Here is a 16846-nt window from a genome sequence, read left to right as displayed (position 1 = left end):
TCTCCTCGTGTTGTAGGTCTTCAGGGCTGCACGGTCACCGTCACTCGCCGCTTCGAGGGCTCGTGCATCGGCGCTTCGCTCGCGAGCGGCGCGGGGTCGCCTTGCCACTTCACCTGCAGCGTGTGGGCGGGCACGCCCATGCGGCGCAGCGCCTCGGCCGTCATCTCGGCGCGGGCCTTCGCCAGGGCCAGCGTCTCCTTGTAGAGGCGGCCCGAGGCTTCGACACCCCGGGTGTCGGCGTAGCCGGTGACGAGCACGCGCCTGGCCTTGCTGGCCTGCGCGAGCAGTGTCGCGTTCTCGATGGTGAGCTCGACGCTCTGGTAGACGAGGAAGTCGCTGTCGTAGTCGAAGATGAGGTGGAACTGCTTCTCCTCGAACGGCGGCTGCGGCATCTTGCGCGGCACCGCGAGCGGCGCGATCACGTTGGGCGGCGTGACCGACGGCTTGCTGGGCCAGCCTTCGGCCGGGATGATCACCTCGGGGCAGGGCTCCTGCAGCACCGAGATGCGCACCGGCTGCATCACGATGCCGCCACAGATGTCGCGCTCGTTCGACAGCACGCCCTCGACAAGCATCAGCCGGCCGGCGAGCGGCTTGTCGGGGCTGTTGCTCACGTCGAAGCGCTGGCTGGTCTCGATCTGCGTGCCCAGCCAGCAGCCCGACTTGCGGCCGGCGTCGGTGTCGCGGTAGACCGGGCAGGTGACGAAGCGGCGGAAGTCCGCTTGCGCGCTGGCGGCATCCGCGGCGAGCAGCGCGGCGATGATGAAAAGGGTGTTCCTCATCACAGCACGCTCATCAGGTTGGTGAGGTCCTCGATCTCCTGCGGCGACAGGCGGATCTGGTAGCGCCGGTTGTAGACCTCGACGATCTCGCGCAAGGTCTTGGCCGAGCCGTTGGCGAAGTACGGCGCCCGCGCTGCAAGGCCGCGCATGCTCTGCATCGTGATCTTTCCGATGTCTTCGCAGCGGCCGGTGGTGAGCGCATAGCCCGGGTCCTGCGTGTAGACCGTGCGGCCAAGGAAGGGATGCGGCTTCACGTTGGCGTTGCACGTCAGCTTGAAGAGCGGCAACTCGGGCGAGGGCTTGGCCCAGGGTTCGTTGGTCGTGCCGAGGTCCACCTGGCCGGGCGCGACGTCGATGCCCACGTTGGCCATGTTGTGGCACATCGCGCACGAGTTGAGCACCGGGCTGCCGAAGCCCATGGAGTTGATGCCGGTCGAGCCCGAGATCAGGAACATGCGCTTGACGAAGAGCTCGGCCCCACGCGCCACCGACTCGCGGAATCTCTGCTGCTCCGCATGGGCCGCGGGTGCCGAGGTCTTCCAGGGCAGGAACTCCTTCCACATCGGGTTGCGCTGCGCGTTCTGCAGCACGCCGGCGCGCGACTTTTCCAGCACCTCCGGCCCGCCCATCGCGCCGCCATCGGTCAACGCCCCGCCCCACTTGTCGTGGCTCTGCGCCGAGAACACCTGCTGCTCGAAGTCGAGGATCTGCTTGACCTGCTCGGGCGTCGGGTTGCCGTTCATCTGCAGGTGGCTGCGCACGGCGTCCTGCAGTTGCAGCGGCAGCGTGAGCGCGCGCGCATCCGACAGCAGGTTGCCGCTCATGTACTCGCCGGTGAGCGGGTCGCGCTTGAGCGGCAGGCCGTTCTTCGGATCGAAGGGGAAGCCGACCGCGAGGATGTACTTGAGGTTGGCCACCGGGCGGGGTCGGCGGTAGACCGAGACGGTCGGGTTGTCGCTCTTCAGGCCGTGCTTCGCGTGCAGGTTGCAGCCGGTCGGGTCGCGCACGACCTCGAGCGAGAACTCGGGCTTGATCGGCCTGCCGTCGTCGCCGCGCGGCGGCCAGGGGCGCGCGATGCGGAAGAGCCCGCGCTCGAGCAGCAGCGAGTGCGAGGCCTCCTGGCCTTGCGGGAGGTTGGGACAGTTGGCACCGTCGACCGCGGCGAAGAGCGGGTCCCGCCCCTGGGTCGCCGCCCATCGCTCGCGGATGGTGGCGACCGACAGGCCCATCGCATCGGCCGGCTGGTGGCAGGTCGCGCACGCGCGGCCGTTGACGCCGAGCGGTGTGAAGAAGGCATGGCCTTTGGTGTCGACCGGGCCTTTCGCATTGAGCGTGGTCGTCGCACCGGACTCGTTCGGGTAGCGCAACTCTTTCGGCAGCTCGCGCCCTTCGTTGACCGGAAACCAGCGTTCGCTGCCCGCATAGTCGACCGCCATCGCGCCCTGTGCCGTCAGGCACAGGACCGCACACACGAGGAACTTCATGGTGGCCTCAGAAGCTGTGGCGGATGCCGGTCTTCAGCACCAGCTGGGTGTTGTCGTTGGAGCGGAACGACGCCGCCGGGCCCCCGATGCCCGGCGTGCTGCTGTACGCGGTGCCGGTGCTGCCTTCGCTCTTCACGTGCGACGCGATGCCGTAGAACTCGGTGCGGCGGCTGAAGTTGTAGGCGAAGCCGGCGCCGAGCTGCTGCAGCTTGCCGTCGACGTTGGCGGCGTTCTTCGTCTTCGAGTGGCCGAACATCACGCCGAGCGAGAGCGGCTGGGTGAGCTTGTACAGCACACCGCCCTGCAGCATGTCGTTGCGCGAACGGGTGTCCGCGGCGACGTAGGCCTTGCTCTGCGTCCAGTTGAGCACCAGCTTGGCGGCGGGCGTCGCGTCCCAGTTGACGCTGGCGCTGGCGATCTTGTTGCCCGAGGCGGCGGGGCTGTAGTTGTCGCGCAGGTAGGCCACGCCGGCCCACAACGTGCCGGCGCGGTAGACCAGCGCGGCCGAGGCCATCTTGTCGTTGTCGTTCTCGCTGCCGAATCCCCACATCGCACCGGCGGTGACGGGCCCCAGGCTGTGCTGCCACTTGATCGTGTTGTCGTAGCGCACGCCGCCGAGGTGGTTGTCGACCGAGGTGCCGGCACCCGCGCTCGCACCGGCGAGGCCGCCGACGAGGAAGGCGCCCATGTCGAGCGGCATCGGCGAGCCGGCATAGAGGAAGTCGTACTGCCGGCCGAGCGTGAGCGTGCCCACCGCCTTGCTCGCCAGGCCCACGAAGCTCTGGCGCCCCCACATGCGACCGCCCTGGCCGATGGTGCCGTCGTCGGCGTTGAAGCCGTGCTCGAGGGTGAACAGCGCGGCGAGGTCGCCGCCCAGGCTCTCGCGGCCGCGAAAGCCAAGCCGGTTCGACAGCTTGCTGCCGGAGCCGACGAACCAGCGGTCGTTCCCCTGGATGTTGTCGACCCAGGTGACGCCGACGTCGATCGAGCCGTAGATCGTGACGCTGGAGCTGTCTTGCGCATGCGCGAGCGGGGCGGCAGCGAGTGCCGCGAGCCACAGGGTTGTCTTCTTCATGTCTCCTCGTTTCTTTCTTGGAATGAATTCAGGCCGGCGTGAACCTGAGCGGCACGCGCCACGGACCGATCTCGGGGAAGGGTGTCATCACGATCTCGCCCGCGAGCTCGATGTGCCGCGTGCGCGCGAGCAGCTCTTCGAGCGCGACTTGCAGCTCCACGCGGGCAAGCGCGGCACCGGCACAGTAGTGCGGGCCGCGGCCGAAGGCGAGGTGCTCGCGGATGTTGGGGCGGTGCAGCTGGAAGCTCGCCGGATCGGGGAAGACGTCTTCGTCGCGGTTGGCGCTCGCGTAGAGCAGCGCGATGGGCTCGTCTTTCGCAATGGAGCGGCCGCGGAACTCGACGTCTTCGGTCGCGGTGCGTGCGAAGCCGCGGTACGGTGTGTACAGGCGCAGGAACTCCTCGACCGCGGCGGGCACGAGCGAGAGATCGCCGCGCAACTGCTGCTGCAGCTCGGGATGGCGCGACAGGTGCACCGACATCGCGCCCACCATGACCATCGGCGCCACGATGCCCACCACCAGCACCTGGCGCACCATGCCGACGATCATGTCGTCGGGCAGCGGCTCGCCATCCTGGCGCGCGGCGAGCAGGGCGCTGGTCGGGTCGATGGCCGGGTCGAGCCGCGACTGCTTGCGCAACGCGATGAGCGCACGCGCCATGTCGTAGAGCGTGAGGCTGGTCTCCCGCATCACGTCTTCCTGTGCCGACTGCACCGCGCGGATGAACGCCGGCCCGGCCTGGGACAGGGCTTGCTCCAGATCCGGCGGCAGGTTCATCCAGTGGCCGAACACCCGCACCGGCAGGTGGCTGCCGAAAGCTTCGCAGATGTCGGCCTCGCGGCGGGCGATCATCGGCGCCAGCAGGTCGATGGCGTAGCGGCGCACCATGGGCTCCAGCTTTGCCACGCGCTCGGGCGTCAAGAGCGGGTTGAGCGCGGCGCGGTAGGGCGTGTGCTCGGGCGGGTCGAGGTGCAAAGGCGGGCGTCGGCCGGTGAAGGCGACCTTGGGCACGACGTTCTGCTTCGAGGTGACGAAGGTCGCGGAGTCGCTCAGCGCGCGCACCACGTCGTCGTATTTCGTGAGCGCCCAGAAGCCGCCATAGGCCTCGCTTCGCGCGACGGGGCAGCGTGCGCGCAGCTCGGCATATTGCGCATGGGCGCTGTCGAAGGTCTCGGGCAGGAGCGGGTCGAAATCCGAATGAACGGGACAACGGGACGACATGGATCAGGACTCGGCGGTGAAACCCACGGTTCTGATGAGCGAGCGCCACTCCTGGCTGTCGGCCTTGAGCATCTCGGCGAGCTGCTGCGGCGTGGAGTGCGCGGCCTCGAGGCCGAACTGACGGATGCCTTCGGCCACGTCGGGCGACGACAACGCCATGCGCAGGTAGGCCGCCGAGCGCGTGACCATCGCGGCGCGTGTCTTCGCCGGCACGAAGAAGCCGTACCACTCGCGCGCGGTGATCGGGTAGCCCAGCTGGCGGTAGGTCGGCACGTCTTTCACAAAGGGGCTGCGCTGGTCGCCCGACACGGCGAGCAGCCGCACCTGGCCCGATGCGAGGTGCGGCAGGAACGCACCGACCGGCGACGACATCGCGGCGAGCTGGCCGCCGCGCAGGTCCTGCAGGCCTTGGGTCGATCCGCGGTACGGGATGTGGCGCAGCGGCACGTGGGTGAGCTTGGCCAGCACCACCATGATCAGGTGCGGGATCGAGCCCGACGCCGGGGAGCCGTAGCTCGCCAGTTCCGGATGGGCCTTGGCCCAGGCGAGGAAGTCCTTCAGCGTCTTCACGCTCAGCGGCACCGCGGGCCCGACACCCAGCGCGTGGTTGGAATAGGCGGCGAGCGACACCGGCGCCAAATCTTCCTGCGGCTTGTACGGCAGCCTGGCGTAGGTGTAGGGATAGATGGAGAGCAGCGACGAGGGGGTGAGCAGCAGCGTGCTGCCGTCGTCGGGCGCGTCCTTCAGCGCGGTGATGGCGAGCTGGCCGCCGGCGCCGGGCCGGTTTTCCACGATCACCTTGCTGGCGTAGCCGCCCGCGAGCTTGTCGGCGAGGCGGCGGGCCATCAGGTCACCGGCACCGCCGGCGGGCGCGCCGAGCAGGATCCTGGCAAGCGAGAGCGGCTCGGCCGCCGTCGAGGGCGCGCTCCAGGGCCCGAGCGCCACGCCGCACGCGCCCAGCAGGAAATGACGGCGAGTCGTCATTCGCTTGTCTCCAGTAATAGTTATTGATGTGAAAGACTACGTGGCGTTTGATATAAGTCCAAGACAGACTTCTTTATCAAGCGATAGGCCTGACTTATGGCAACTGCCGTTTCTCCGATGACCGCGCGCATCGAGCAGCTCCGGCTGCGCGACCTGCTGTTGCTCGAGCACATCGCCGAGCACGGCAGCCTGCGCAAGGTGGCCGAGGCGCTGCACGTCACGCAGCCGGCGGTGACACAGGCGCTGCAGGGGCTGGAGCAGGCATTCGGCGTCGAGCTGGTGGAGCGCGGCCGGCGCGGCGTGTCGCTGACCCCGGCGGGAAACGCGGCGCTCGCGCGCCTGCGGGTGGCTCGGCGCGAGGTGAGTGCGGCGCTCGATGCGGCCCTCACCCCTCAGCGACCGCGCCTGCGCCTGGGCAGCTCACCGATGGCGGCGCTGGACATCGTCCCCCAGGCGCTGGCCGAACTGCGGCGCGCCTTGCCGGAGGCGCACGTCGTGCTGACCCAGACCAGCGTGCTGCGGCTGTGGGCGGCGCTCGGCGACGGCGAACTGGACGCGATCGCCTCCAGCCGGCCGGTGCTGGGCCCGGGCGAGCGGCCGCCGCCAGGGGTGGTGGTCGAGGGAATCGGCACCGAGCGGATGGTGGTGGCCGCCTCGCGCAAACATCCCCTGGCGAGCATGCACCCCACGGTGCTGCAGCTGGCGCAGCACCGCTGGGTGCTGCCGCCGGTCGGGTCTCAGGCGGTCGCGATGCTGGACGAGTGGTTCTCGCGCGCCGGCCTGCCACCGCCTCGGATCAGCATCACGTCCGACTCCTTCGCCACCAACCTGCGCCTGGCCTCCGCAGGCGACCTACTGACCGTGGCCCCCGAGACCGCTGTGCGGAACCATGCGGTGGCGCTCGATCTAAGGGTAATCGCCACCCCGTGGCCTCATCTTCCCGGTGAGTTGGTGTTTGCATACCGGACGTCAAGCTTGGACAATCCAGTCTTCGCGACCCTCCGGGGGTGCTTTGTTTCACCCTGACGCGTGCGCGTCAACCGAGATCGCAGGACAATACAGGGTTTGCGTTTTCAACCAATTGAGGAAGTTACTTTGGCAAAAGACGTCGTCAAAACCAAGATCCAGGCCGATGGGCTGCGTTACAAGGTCAAGGAAGGCGGCTCGCCGTTCGCGAGTGCTGGTGACTTCCAGGCCGGGACCATGTCGTGCTTCCTGTGCGGCAAGCACCGCCCCCGCAACACCCTGAAGACCCGTCGCCTGCTGGGCAAGGCACAACACGTGTGCGCCCCGTCCTGCAAGGAAGCGGAAGAAGCGGCACGCGCCAAGCTGTCGCCCTCCACCGCGTCGTCAACCCCGACGACGGCCACCACCGCCTGATGCGGCCTGCCGGGGCTCCTCCGCGAGCCCCGGTTGTGCCAGCACCGCAGGCGCCACCCCTGGCGCCGACAGAAACGCCAACAACCGGCACTCGGCCACCGTCAGGCCCCGGCAGCGTTTCAGCACCCCCTCCGACAAGGCCTCGACGCCACGCTGCGTCGCGACCGCCATCACGCCCGGGTGCACATACGACTTGCGGCAGACCGCGAGCGTGTTGCCCAGCAACCCGGCCACTTCGCGCAGGACCTCGTTCGCCCGCTTGCGGCTCACCGGCCCGGTGACCGGCAAGGCGCACAGCCGCGCCAGCGCATGCACGCTCGCATGCCAGGTGCGAAAGTCCTTGGCCGTGAAGTCGGCGCCGCTCAGGGCCTTGATGTACTCGTTGACGTCGGCCGAGCCCACGCAGCGCGTCTCGCCGTTGTCGTCTTCGTACTGGAAGAGCTCCTGCCCCGGCATCGCCTGGCAGGCGCGGACGATGCGCGCGACCTGCGGGTCTTCCAGCGTGAGCTCGTGCCACACGCCGCTCTTGCCGCGAAAACGCAGGTGAAGCGTGGCGCCCTTCACCGCCGCGTGCTTGTTGCGCAGGGTGGTGAGGCCGAAGGAACCGTTCTCGCGCGCGTATTCGTCGTTGCCGATGCGCACGAGGGTCGTGTCGAGCAGGCGCACCAGTGCGGCCAGCACCGAGGCGCGGCTGCCCACGGGCGCTGCCAGGTCGCGCTTCACCTTGGCGCGGATGCGGGCCAGCGCCTGGCCGAATTCGCGCATGCGCTCGAACTTGTGCGCGTCGCGTGCCTCGCGCCAGTCGGGGTGGTAGCGGTACTGCTTGCGGCCGCGCGCATCGCGGCCCGTCGCCTGGAGGTGCCCTTCGGCCAGCGGGCAGATCCACACCTCTTCGTACGCCGGCGGGATGGCGAGCTTGCGGATGCGTTGCAGCTCCTTCTCGTTGCGCAGCAGGCGGCCCTTCGGGTCGCGGTAGCGAAAGCTGTCGCCGTCGCGCAGCCGGCGAATGCCGGGCATGGTGTCGCTGACGTAGCGCAGCCCCGGCGGTGCCTCGGGTTCGAAGGGGTTGCCTGCGGCTCTCATCGTGCCGCCTTTGGATCGAAGCCCATGGCCTTCATCGGCTTGACGAGGCTCTGCTTGGTCTTCGCGTAGTCCGCCCATGGCGCGTTGCCGATGGCCAGGCGCTCGGTGACGTTTTGCACCGTCCACTGCGCACCGCTCTTGAGGCCCGCCAATTCATCCCATGCCACCGGCACCGACACGCCGAGCCCCGGCCGCGCGCGCGCCGACCAGGCGCACACCGTGGTCGCGCCCAGGCCGTTGCGCAGGTAGTCGATGAAGATGCGGCCCACGCGGTTCTTCGGCCCGCTCTTGGCCACGAACCGATCGGGGATCACCGAGGCCATGTGCGCCACGATGGCCTGCGAGAAATCCTTCACCGTGTCCCAGTCGTACTTGGGCGCGAGCGGCACCACCACGTGCAGGCCCTTGCCGCCGCTGGTCTTCAGGAAGCCGATGAGGCCGATCTCGTCGAGCAACGCATGCACGAGCTGCGCCGCCTCCTGCACCTGCGGCCAGCCCACGCCTTCGCCGGGGTCGAGGTCGAACACCATGCGGTCGGGCCGGTCCATCGCGCGCGTCGTCGCGTTCCAGGTGTGCAACTCGATCACGTTCATCTGCGCCGCCGACAGCAGCGCGATCGGCTTGCCGATGGCGAGCAGCGGGTCGTGCGAGGGGTACAGCGCGCGGTCGAGGATCTCGATGTTCGGAAAGCTCTTCTTCTCGGCATGCTTCTGAAAGAAGAACTCGCCCCCCACGCCGTCGGGCGCGCGCAGCAGCGACACCGGCCGCTGCTTCAGGTGCGGCAGCATCAGCTCGGCCACCCACGCGTAGTACTCGATGAGCTGGCCCTTGGTGACGCCGGTGCTCGGGTCGATCACCCGCTCGGGGTGCGTGATGCGGAAGTCCTTCGGGACCGCCGTGCCCTTCGGTGCCGAGTTGTCGACGTGCCGGGCCACTTCCTTGGTGATGCGCTCGGCGGGCTTGTCGTTGCGCAGGCCGTGGAACACCGCCTGGCGCACATGGCCGCTCTTCGTCCATTCGGCAAACGCCACTTCGGCGACCAGCTTGGGCTTCACCCAATGCGGCTTCACGAGCTTGACCGTGCCCACGCGGGTCGGCCCGTCGGTGTAGGGGCTGGTCGCCGTCTCGATCTCGTCGAGCTGCTTGCGCAAGGCCACGAGCGTCTTGTCGTCGAACCCGGTGCCCACGTTGCCCGCGTAGCGCAGCTGGCCCTCGGCATCGTGCACGCCGAGCAGCAGCGAGCCGATGCCGGCGCGCGAGCCCTTGGGGTCGGTGAAGCCGCCGATCACGAACTCCTGCCGCTGGCCGATCTTGAGCTTCACCCAATCGGCCGAACGCCGAGAGTGGTAGGTCGCGGAGGCCCGCTTCGCGATCAGGCCTTCGAGGCCGGCCTCCTTGGCCGAGGCGAGCAGCTCGCGCGGGTCGGCGTCGAACGAGGCGCTGAACTGCACGGTGCCGAGGGTCTGGCCTTGCAGCAGGGACTGCAGTCGCTCGCGCCGTTCGCGCAAGGGCCGCTCGCGCAGGTCTTCGCCCCCATGGAAGGGCAGGTCGAACACGTAGTACTGGATGTCCTGCGTGCGCTGCGCGTCGAAGGCGTTCTGCAGCAGCTGGAAGTCGGGCGTGCCTGTCGGCCCGGGGACGATGATCTCGCCGTCGAGCCAGCCCCAGCCGATGTCGAGTGACCGGATCGCCTTCACCAGCGCCGGCAGCCGGTGCGACCAGTCGTGCCCGTTGCGGGTGAAGCAGCGCACGTCGTCGCCATCGATGCGCGTGACGATGCGGTAGCCGTCGAACTTGATCTCGTACAGCCAGTCATCGCCGGGCGGGATGTCGTCGACCAGCGTCGCGAGCTGCGGTGTCAACGACAGCGGCAACTCCGCCGTCGCCTTGCGCTTCTTTGCCTTGACCGGTGACTTCGCCGGTGCCTTGGCCGCCACCGGCCGCTTCTTCTTCGCCGCGTTGAGCACGCTGTCGGGCAGCGCCTCGATCACGTCGAACTCGCTCGCCGGCCGCGCTTCGTCGTCATGCTCCTTGATGAGCAGCCACGGCACCTGCCGTTCGTTCTCGCGCGACTTCATGCGCACCAGCGTGAAGCCGCCGTGCAGCTTCTCGCCGCGCAGCTCGAACTTGAGCTTGCCCTCGCGGTAGCCCTTGTGCGGGTCGCCGAGCGGCACCCAGGTGCCGCGGTCCCACACGATCACCGAGCCGGCGCCGTAGTGGCCTTCGGGGATCACACCTTCGAAGCCACCGTACGACAGCGGGTGGTCTTCCACCTGCACCGCCATGCGCTTGTCGTGCGGGTCCAGGCTCGGCCCCTTCGGGATGGCCCAGCTCTTGAGCGTGCCGTCGAGCTCGAGGCGGAAGTCGTAGTGCAGCCGCCGCGCCGCGTGCTTCTGCACGACGAAGCTCAGCTCCTCGCCCGACGCGCGCACCTCGCCCGCCGGCTCCGGCGTGGCGCGGAAGTCGCGCATGCGCTGGTAGGCGGCGAGGCTGCTGGTTCCCATGGCAGGTCGTCAGGCGGCGCGCTTCTTCTTCGGCGCGGCCTTGTGGTGGTTCTTCGATTCGGCACGGCCCTTCAGGCTCTGCTGCAGCAGTGCGGTGAGGTCGACCACATCGGCGCCCTTGCCGGCGGTGGGCAGTGGCTCTTCCTCGGGCTCGAGCACCGTCTCGGTCTCGCCCGCCTCGACCTTGCGCTCGACCAGCGCCATCACCTGCTCCTTGAAGCGGTCGGCAAACTGCGAGGGGTCGAAGGCGACCGTCATGTCGTCGATCAGCTGGCCTGCCATCTGCAGTTCGCGCTCGCTGATGTTGTTGGCCTTTGCGCCCTCCTTGGGCAGCGACAGGTCGTCCCAGGTGCGGATCTCGTCGCTCCAGCGCAGCAGGTTGAGCACCAGCGCCGGCCCGGCGGGCACGAGCGCCGCCAGGTGCTGCTTGGTGTGGATCACCACCCGCGCCAGCCCGATGCGACCGCTCTTGAGCAGAGCCTCACGCAGCAGCGCGTAGACCTTCTGCCCGCGGCCGACCGGGGCCAGGTAGTACGGCCGGTCGAGGTAGACGAACGGGATCTCGTCCATCGAGACGAAGGCCTCGATCTCGATCGCCTGCGTGGAGCGCGGGTACACCGCCTCGATTTCCTCGTCGCTGAGCAACACGTACTTGTCGTTCTCGTACTCGATGCCCTTGACGATGTTGTCCTTGGTGATTTCGCGGCCAGTGCGCTTGTTGATGCGCTTGTAGCCGACCGGGTCCATGCTGCGCTTGTCGAGCCAGTCGAAGTCGACCCCGCTTTCCATGGATGCCGAATGCAGGCTCACGGGGATGTGCACCAGCCCGAAGCTGATGGCGCCTTTCCACAGTGAACGCGATGCAGTTGCCATGCGCGCAAGGCTACGAGCCGCATGTGGCGCCGCACCAGTCTGCAACGCCCGATTCGGCTGTGGGAAAGCACCTACTCATCGGTAAAACTTGCAAGCTGTACCGCAGCGTGGGGACATGCGCGCTCCTCCAGAATCGGCGGACTTTCGTCTCGATCTGGAGTGCTGGCGTTGCACGCTGAGGCATGGCTGTTGAATGAATTGCGTGACAAGACACGCACCGAGCACACGCGGATCGAGTCCGTGTTGCGGCTGACACAGCCCATGAGCGTGGCACGCTACGCCGGCGTGATGACCGGCTTCCATGAGTTCCTGCGCCGCTGGGAGCCACGCCTGGCCTCCACCCTGCCCTCGCGCCTGCACGACTGGTCGGCCAGGCGCAAGCGCAGCGGCTTTGCGGCCGACGACCTGCGGCACCTCCACGCACCCCATGCCCCGCAGCTCGCCGAGGCGGCCGAGCGCGCGGTGCGCAGCATCCCGATGGGCGACACAGCAGCAGCGCTCGGCTCGATGTACGTCATCGAAGGCTCCGCGCTCGGCGGGCAGGTGATCGCCCCGATGCTGAAGGCCCACCTCGGGCTCACGCCTGCCGGCGGTGCGAGTTACTTCCATGGCCACGGCCCGGCCACCGGTGCGATGTGGCGCGACTTCCGCGAGGTGATCACACGCGAACTTGGCCACGACGAGGCCGCCGCGCGCACCGCCTGCCACAGCGCGCGGCACACCTTCTCGGCCTTGTGCGACGTGTTCGAGGGGCTGCCGGCATGAGCAACACGCCCACCACCGAGACGCTCACCTCGCTCGACCTGGCGCAGTGCGCACGTGAACCGATCCGCGTGCCGGGGGCGATCCAGCCGCATGGCTGGATGGTCGCGCTCGATGCCCGCACCCGCGAGCTCGTGGCCCACAGCGCGAACTGGGCGCAGCTGCTCGGCGCGTCGCCCGACCTGCCGCGGCGCATCGAAGACGTGTTCGCCCACCTCGACTTCGAGGTCGCCGACCTGTCGCTCAACGACGGCTCCTCGTCGCTCGGCCACATGCGCGTGGGCGGGCGATCGCTGCACGCCAGCGCGCACCTGCGAGACGGCCTGCTCAACGTCGAGCTCGAAGCGCAACCGGAAGATTGGGGCTCGCGCGCGCCGATCTATTCATTGACGCGCCAGCTGCTGCCGCGCATGCAGGCGGCGCAGACTGTCGAAGCCCTGTGCCAGCTGGCGGCCTCGTCGATGAAGCAGCTCACGGGCTTCGGCCGCTGCCTCGTCTACTCGTTCGACAGCGACGGCCACGGCGCCGTGCTGGCCGAGGAGCTCGACGCCGGCTACGACTCCTACCTCGGCCACCACTTCCCCGGCTCCGACATCCCGCCGCAGGCGCGCGAGCTCTACAAGGTGAACCGCTTCCGCCTCATCGCCAACGCCAACTACACGCCGGTGCCGGTGCACGTGGTCTCGCCGGCGTGGGCCGACAAGCCACTCGACATGTCGCTGCTGCAGCTGCGCAGCGTCTCGCCGGTGCACCTGGAATACATGCGCAACATGGGCACGCTCGCGTCGAGCTCGGTGTCGATCATCGTGCGCGGCGAGTTGTGGGGCCTCATCTCCGTGCACCACCACGCACCACGCCAGCTCGACTACGCCACCCGCATGGCCTGCGAGCACCTCGGGCAGCTGCTGTCGCTGCAGATCGAGGCCAAGGAAGACAACGCCCGCATCTCGCAGGAGGCCGAGCTGCGCCAGCTCACGCTCGCCCTCGTGGCGCACATGGCCGACAGCGACGCCACCCTGCAGCGCCTGGTCGACCACCCCGGGCTGCTGCTGCGCATCGCCCGCGCGGGCGGCGCCGCGGTCGTGCTCAACGACGAGTGCTGGACGGTGGGCGACGTGCCGAACGACAGCGCCCTGCTCGCACTCGTCGACTGGCTCGGCTCGAAGACCGCGCCGATCTTCCACACCGCCCGACTGCCCGAGCAATGCCCGGCCATGGCCGGCTACACCGCCATCGCCTCGGGCGTGCTCGCGATCTCCATCTCGCAGGTGCACCGGCAGCTCATCCTCTGGTTCCGGCCCGAGGTGGTGCAGGAGATCCACTGGGCCGGCGACCCGCGCAAGAACGTCGACGTGCACGGCGACGGCCGGCTGCACCCACGGCGCAGCTTCGCCACCTGGCGCGAAGAAGTGCGAGGCCGGTCCTTCGACTGGTCGGCGGGCGAGCTGGGGGCCGCGCTCGAGTTGCGCCAGGCCCTGATCGGCATCGTGCTGCGCCGCGCCGAGGAGCTGGCCGAGGTGGCCACCGAGCTCGGCCGCGTCAACAAGGAGCTCGAAGCCTTCTCGTACACCGTGTCGCACGACCTGCGCGCGCCCATGCGCCACATCGCCGGCTACGTCGACCTGGTGCTCGACGGCGAGCAGCTGGGCGAGCGTTCGCGGCGCTACCTCTCGCATGTGAAGGGCGCCGCCGCGTATGCCGGAGAGCTGGTCGATGCGCTGCTCGAGTTCTCGCGCATGGGCCGCTCGGCGCTGCGCCGGGTCGACATCAACCTCGGCGCGCTGGTCGACGACCTCGTGCGCGAGTTCGACGCGCCGCAGCCCGGGCGCATCCGCTGGCGCATCCAAGGCCCGTTCCCCACGCTGTGGGGCGATGCGCTCCTGCTGCAGGTGGCGGTGCGCAACCTGGTCGGCAACGCCGCCAAGTACAGCCGCAAGCGCGAGGCGCCCGAGATCACCCTGCGGGCCGTGTCGACCCCCGATGGCGACGGGCTGTCGATCAGCGACAACGGCGTGGGCTTCGACATGAAGTACGTCAACAAGCTGTTCGGCGTGTTCCAGCGGCTGCACCAGGTGGAAGAGTTCGAAGGCACCGGCATCGGCCTCGCCAGCGTGCGCCGCATCGTCGAGCGCCACGGCGGCATGGTCAGTGCCGAAGGTGCGCCCGACCGGGGGGCCACGTTCACCCTGATACTTCCGCGCCGCGAGACGCTGTTGTCCGCTTCCACTCCTCACTAAGCCCATGCTCAAGCCCATCCTCCTCGTCGAAGACGACCCCCGCGACCTTGAGCTCACCCTGGTGGCACTCGAACGCAGCCAGCTGGCGAACGAAGTCATCGTCGTGCGCGAAGGCGCGGCCGCCCTCGACTACCTGAACCGCGAAGGCAGCTACCTCGAGCGCACCGAAGGCAACCCGGCGGTGATCCTGCTCGACCTCAAGCTCCCCAAGGTGAACGGGCTCGAGGTGCTCAAGAGCGTGCGCGCCACCGAAGGCCTGCGCAGCATTCCGGTGGTGATGCTGACCTCGTCGCACGAAGAGTCCGACGTGTTGCGCAGCTACGAGCTGGGCGTGAACGCGTATGTGGTGAAGCCGGTGGAATTCAAGCAGTTCGTCACCGCGATCGCCGACCTGGGCGTGTTCTGGGCGGTGCTGAACGAGCCGCCGCCCGGCTCGCTCAAGGTAGGCCGGCGGCATGAGTGAGGGCACGGCCGCAAGCGCCGCCGGCTTCGACACCTCGCCGCAGGACCGCCGCCTGAGCGTGCTGCTGCTGGAAGACTCGGCCTTCGACGCCGAGCTCCTGCAGGAGTGGCTCAAGCGCGCCTATCCCCACGTGCGGGTCACCTGGGTCGACGACGAGGCGAGCTTCGTCGACGCACTCGGGCGCTACCGCTACGACGTGATCCTTTCCGACTACCAGATGCCGCGCTACACCGGCGCACAGGCGCTCGACCTCGTGCGCCAGCGGCATGCGCACGTGCCGTTCATCTTCGTGTCGGGCGTGATCGGGGAAGACAACGCGGTCGACATGCTCAAGCGCGGCGCGACCGACTACGTGATCAAGAACCGCCTGTCGCGCCTGCCGGTGGCCATCGACCGCGCACTCGAGGAAGTGCGCCTGCGCGAGGCCCGCGAAGCGGTGGAAGCGCAGCTGCGCGACGCCGACGCGCTGTATGCGCGCGTGGTGGACTCGCTGCGCAACTACGCCGTGATCCTGCTCGACGGCGCGGGCATCGTGCGCTCGTGGAACCTCGCCGCCCAGGCCATCTTCGGCCACCGCCGCGAAGACATGCTCGGCCGCTCGATCGAGATCGTCTACACCCCCGAAGACCGCGAGCACGGCGTGTGGCGCCGCGAGCTGGAAACGGCCTTCGCGCAAGGCCACGCGCAGAACGACCGCTGGCTCGTGCGCGCCGACGGCTCGCAGCTGCGCGGCGAAGGCGTGATCACCTCGCTCTACAACACGCAGGGCGACCACACCGGCTTCTCGATGCTGGTGCATGACGCCACGACGGCCTGGCACGACGCGAAGGCGCTGCGCGAGGCGAAGGAAGAAGCCGAACGCGCCAACCGCGCGAAAGATCGCTTCCTCGCGGTGCTGTCGCACGAGCTGCGCACGCCGCTCGCGCCCATCGCCGCGGCTGCGCAACTGCTGGAGCGCACCGCCACCGTGCCCGACAAGCTGGCCCACCTGCTGCCGATGATCCGGCGCAACGTGGCCCTCGAGGCGCGCCTCATCGACGACCTGCTCGACCTCACCGCCATCGGCGCCGGCAAGGTCAACCTGCGCCTGCAGCCGGTGGACGTGCACAAGCTCATCCACGCGGTGGCCGAGATGCTCGACGCCGATTTCCAGCGTGGCGGCCTGCAGCTCGACCTGAAGCTCGAGGCGGCCCAGAGCGTGGTGCAGGGCGACGAGGCGCGCATCCAGCAGGTGCTGTGGAACATCGTGCGCAACGCGGTGAAGTTCACGCCGACCGGCGGGCGCATCGAGGTGCGCTCAAGGCTGGTCGACGGCGAGCTGGAAGTGAGCTGCACCGACACCGGCATCGGCATCCACGCCGATGCCCTGCCACGCATCTTCCTTGCCTTCGAGCAGGCCGATGCCGACGTGTCGCGCCGTTTCGGCGGTCTGGGCCTCGGCCTCGCCATCGCGCACGGGCTGGTGGCGCGGCACCAGGGCAGCCTGCGGGCCCACAGCGAAGGGCGCGACAAGGGGGCGGTCTTCACGCTGCGCCTGCCCACCACGCCGGCCGGCCCCTCGCAGCACGAAGCGCCCGAGGCCGATGCGGGCACGGCACGCGCCGCGCAGTCGGTGCACGTGCTGCTGGTGGAAGACAACCACGATGCCGCCGACGCGCTCGGCCTGTCGCTGCACCACTTGGGCTACCGCGTGACCCATGCCTACAGCTGCGACGAGGCGCTGGCGCTGGCCGACAAGCAGGATGGCTTCGACGTGGTGGTCACCGACCTCGGACTGCCTGATGGCAGCGGCATCCAGATCGGCCGCCACCTGCGCGGCCGGCTGCCGGTGATCGCGCTCAGCGGCTATGGCACGCAGGGCGACATGCAGCAGTCGAGGGATGCAGGTTTCGCGGCCCACCTGGTGAAGCCGGTGGCGCCCGCGGCGGTGGACGCGGCGGTGCAGGCCGCACTCGACGCGCGGCGGCACACGGCGCCGCGACCCGGCACGCCGTAGA

General features: G+C 69.0%; 14 protein-coding genes. 6 read left to right on the top strand and 8 right to left on the bottom strand.

What is annotated here, in order from left to right:
• Positions 1 to 20 precede the first annotated feature (20 nt).
• The 5 genes from JI745_RS19795 to JI745_RS19775 are packed head-to-tail and all read right to left on the bottom strand — an operon-like array spanning position 21 to position 5547.
• Positions 21 to 782 (bottom strand): OmpA family protein, encoded by a 762-nt coding sequence (locus JI745_RS19795; protein ID WP_201810984.1) that lies wholly within the window; start codon positions 780 to 782, stop codon positions 21 to 23.
• Positions 782 to 2266, bottom strand: coding sequence for a hypothetical protein (locus tag JI745_RS19790; RefSeq protein WP_201810981.1), 1485 nt, complete (start codon positions 2264 to 2266; stop codon positions 782 to 784). The genes JI745_RS19795 and JI745_RS19790 overlap by 1 nt, the downstream gene beginning before the upstream one ends.
• Before the next feature lie 7 nt (positions 2267 to 2273).
• Positions 2274 to 3341 (bottom strand): porin, encoded by a 1068-nt coding sequence (locus JI745_RS19785; RefSeq protein WP_201810978.1) that lies wholly within the window; start codon positions 3339 to 3341, stop codon positions 2274 to 2276.
• A 28-nt stretch (positions 3342 to 3369) separates the two neighbouring features.
• Positions 3370 to 4563: a cytochrome P450 gene (locus JI745_RS19780; protein WP_201810975.1), complete on the bottom strand. Its 1194-nt coding sequence runs from the start codon at positions 4561 to 4563 to the stop codon at positions 3370 to 3372.
• 3 nt (positions 4564 to 4566) lie between these two features.
• Positions 4567 to 5547, bottom strand: a complete 981-nt coding sequence (locus JI745_RS19775; RefSeq protein WP_201810972.1) for a tripartite tricarboxylate transporter substrate-binding protein — start codon at positions 5545 to 5547, stop codon at positions 4567 to 4569.
• Between the two features lie 117 nt (positions 5548 to 5664).
• Between JI745_RS19775 and JI745_RS19770 the strand changes: the two genes are divergently transcribed.
• Positions 5665 to 6573: a LysR family transcriptional regulator gene (locus JI745_RS19770; RefSeq protein ID WP_201810969.1), complete on the top strand. Its 909-nt coding sequence runs from the start codon at positions 5665 to 5667 to the stop codon at positions 6571 to 6573.
• Between the two features lie 69 nt (positions 6574 to 6642).
• Positions 6643 to 6927, top strand: coding sequence for a hypothetical protein (locus JI745_RS19765; protein WP_201810966.1), 285 nt, complete (start codon positions 6643 to 6645; stop codon positions 6925 to 6927).
• On the opposite strand, the gene JI745_RS19760 is transcribed toward JI745_RS19765, so the two are convergent.
• From JI745_RS19760 to JI745_RS19750, 3 genes are read right to left on the bottom strand one after another with little or no spacing between them, the layout of a single operon-like run.
• Complete coding sequence (locus JI745_RS19760; RefSeq protein WP_201810964.1) at positions 6898 to 8010, bottom strand: DNA topoisomerase IB; 1113 nt, start codon at positions 8008 to 8010, stop codon at positions 6898 to 6900. The genes JI745_RS19765 and JI745_RS19760 overlap by 30 nt on opposite strands.
• Positions 8007 to 10514: a DNA ligase D gene (gene ligD / locus JI745_RS19755; protein ID WP_201810962.1), complete on the bottom strand. Its 2508-nt coding sequence runs from the start codon at positions 10512 to 10514 to the stop codon at positions 8007 to 8009. The genes JI745_RS19760 and ligD overlap by 4 nt, the downstream gene beginning before the upstream one ends.
• Positions 10515 to 10523: 9 nt before the next feature.
• Positions 10524 to 11387 (bottom strand): Ku protein, encoded by an 864-nt coding sequence (locus JI745_RS19750; RefSeq protein ID WP_201810960.1) that lies wholly within the window; start codon positions 11385 to 11387, stop codon positions 10524 to 10526.
• Between the two features lie 21 nt (positions 11388 to 11408).
• Between JI745_RS19750 and JI745_RS19745 the strand changes: the two genes are divergently transcribed.
• Genes JI745_RS19745 through JI745_RS19730 form a run of 4 tightly spaced genes read left to right on the top strand, consistent with a single transcriptional unit; the run spans position 11409 to position 16845 of the window.
• Complete coding sequence (locus JI745_RS19745; protein ID WP_236675059.1) at positions 11409 to 12152, top strand: biliverdin-producing heme oxygenase; 744 nt, start codon at positions 11409 to 11411, stop codon at positions 12150 to 12152.
• Positions 12149 to 14386: an ATP-binding protein gene (locus tag JI745_RS19740; RefSeq protein ID WP_201810956.1), complete on the top strand. Its 2238-nt coding sequence runs from the start codon at positions 12149 to 12151 to the stop codon at positions 14384 to 14386. Before JI745_RS19745 ends, JI745_RS19740 begins: the two co-directional genes overlap by 4 nt.
• 4 nt (positions 14387 to 14390) lie before the next feature.
• Positions 14391 to 14849 (top strand): response regulator, encoded by a 459-nt coding sequence (locus JI745_RS19735; RefSeq protein WP_201810953.1) that lies wholly within the window; start codon positions 14391 to 14393, stop codon positions 14847 to 14849.
• Positions 14842 to 16845 (top strand): response regulator, encoded by a 2004-nt coding sequence (locus JI745_RS19730; RefSeq protein ID WP_201810949.1) that lies wholly within the window; start codon positions 14842 to 14844, stop codon positions 16843 to 16845. Before JI745_RS19735 ends, JI745_RS19730 begins: the two co-directional genes overlap by 8 nt.
• Position 16846: the final 1 nt, after the last annotated feature.

It is taken from the genome of Piscinibacter sp. HJYY11 (genome assembly GCF_016735515.1).
Taxonomy (GTDB): Bacteria; Pseudomonadota; Gammaproteobacteria; order Burkholderiales; family Burkholderiaceae_C; genus Rhizobacter.
Note: the sequence above shows the minus strand (reverse complement) of the source record. Positions and strands in the feature narration are given on the sequence as shown.

Excerpts from the sequence above, each read along its gene's own strand:
- JI745_RS19795 (WP_201810984.1), bottom strand. The coding sequence starts at position 782 with ATGAGGAACACCCTTTTCATCATCGCCGCGCTGCTCGCCGCGGATGCC.
- JI745_RS19750 (WP_201810960.1), bottom strand. The coding sequence starts at position 11,387 with ATGGCAACTGCATCGCGTTCACTGTGGAAAGGCGCCATCAGCTTCGGG.
- ligD (WP_201810962.1), bottom strand. The coding sequence starts at position 10,514 with ATGGGAACCAGCAGCCTCGCCGCCTACCAGCGCATGCGCGACTTCCGC.
- JI745_RS19780 (WP_201810975.1), bottom strand. The coding sequence starts at position 4,563 with ATGTCGTCCCGTTGTCCCGTTCATTCGGATTTCGACCCGCTCCTGCCC.
- JI745_RS19745 (WP_236675059.1), top strand. The coding sequence starts at position 11,409 with ATGTGGCGCCGCACCAGTCTGCAACGCCCGATTCGGCTGTGGGAAAGC.
- JI745_RS19775 (WP_201810972.1), bottom strand. The coding sequence starts at position 5,547 with ATGACGACTCGCCGTCATTTCCTGCTGGGCGCGTGCGGCGTGGCGCTC.
- JI745_RS19770 (WP_201810969.1), top strand. The coding sequence starts at position 5,665 with ATGACCGCGCGCATCGAGCAGCTCCGGCTGCGCGACCTGCTGTTGCTC.
- JI745_RS19730 (WP_201810949.1), top strand. The coding sequence starts at position 14,842 with ATGAGTGAGGGCACGGCCGCAAGCGCCGCCGGCTTCGACACCTCGCCG.
- JI745_RS19740 (WP_201810956.1), top strand. The coding sequence starts at position 12,149 with ATGAGCAACACGCCCACCACCGAGACGCTCACCTCGCTCGACCTGGCG.
- JI745_RS19790 (WP_201810981.1), bottom strand. The coding sequence starts at position 2,266 with ATGAAGTTCCTCGTGTGTGCGGTCCTGTGCCTGACGGCACAGGGCGCG.
- JI745_RS19735 (WP_201810953.1), top strand. The coding sequence starts at position 14,391 with ATGCTCAAGCCCATCCTCCTCGTCGAAGACGACCCCCGCGACCTTGAG.
- JI745_RS19785 (WP_201810978.1), bottom strand. The coding sequence starts at position 3,341 with ATGAAGAAGACAACCCTGTGGCTCGCGGCACTCGCTGCCGCCCCGCTC.
- JI745_RS19760 (WP_201810964.1), bottom strand. The coding sequence starts at position 8,010 with ATGAGAGCCGCAGGCAACCCCTTCGAACCCGAGGCACCGCCGGGGCTG.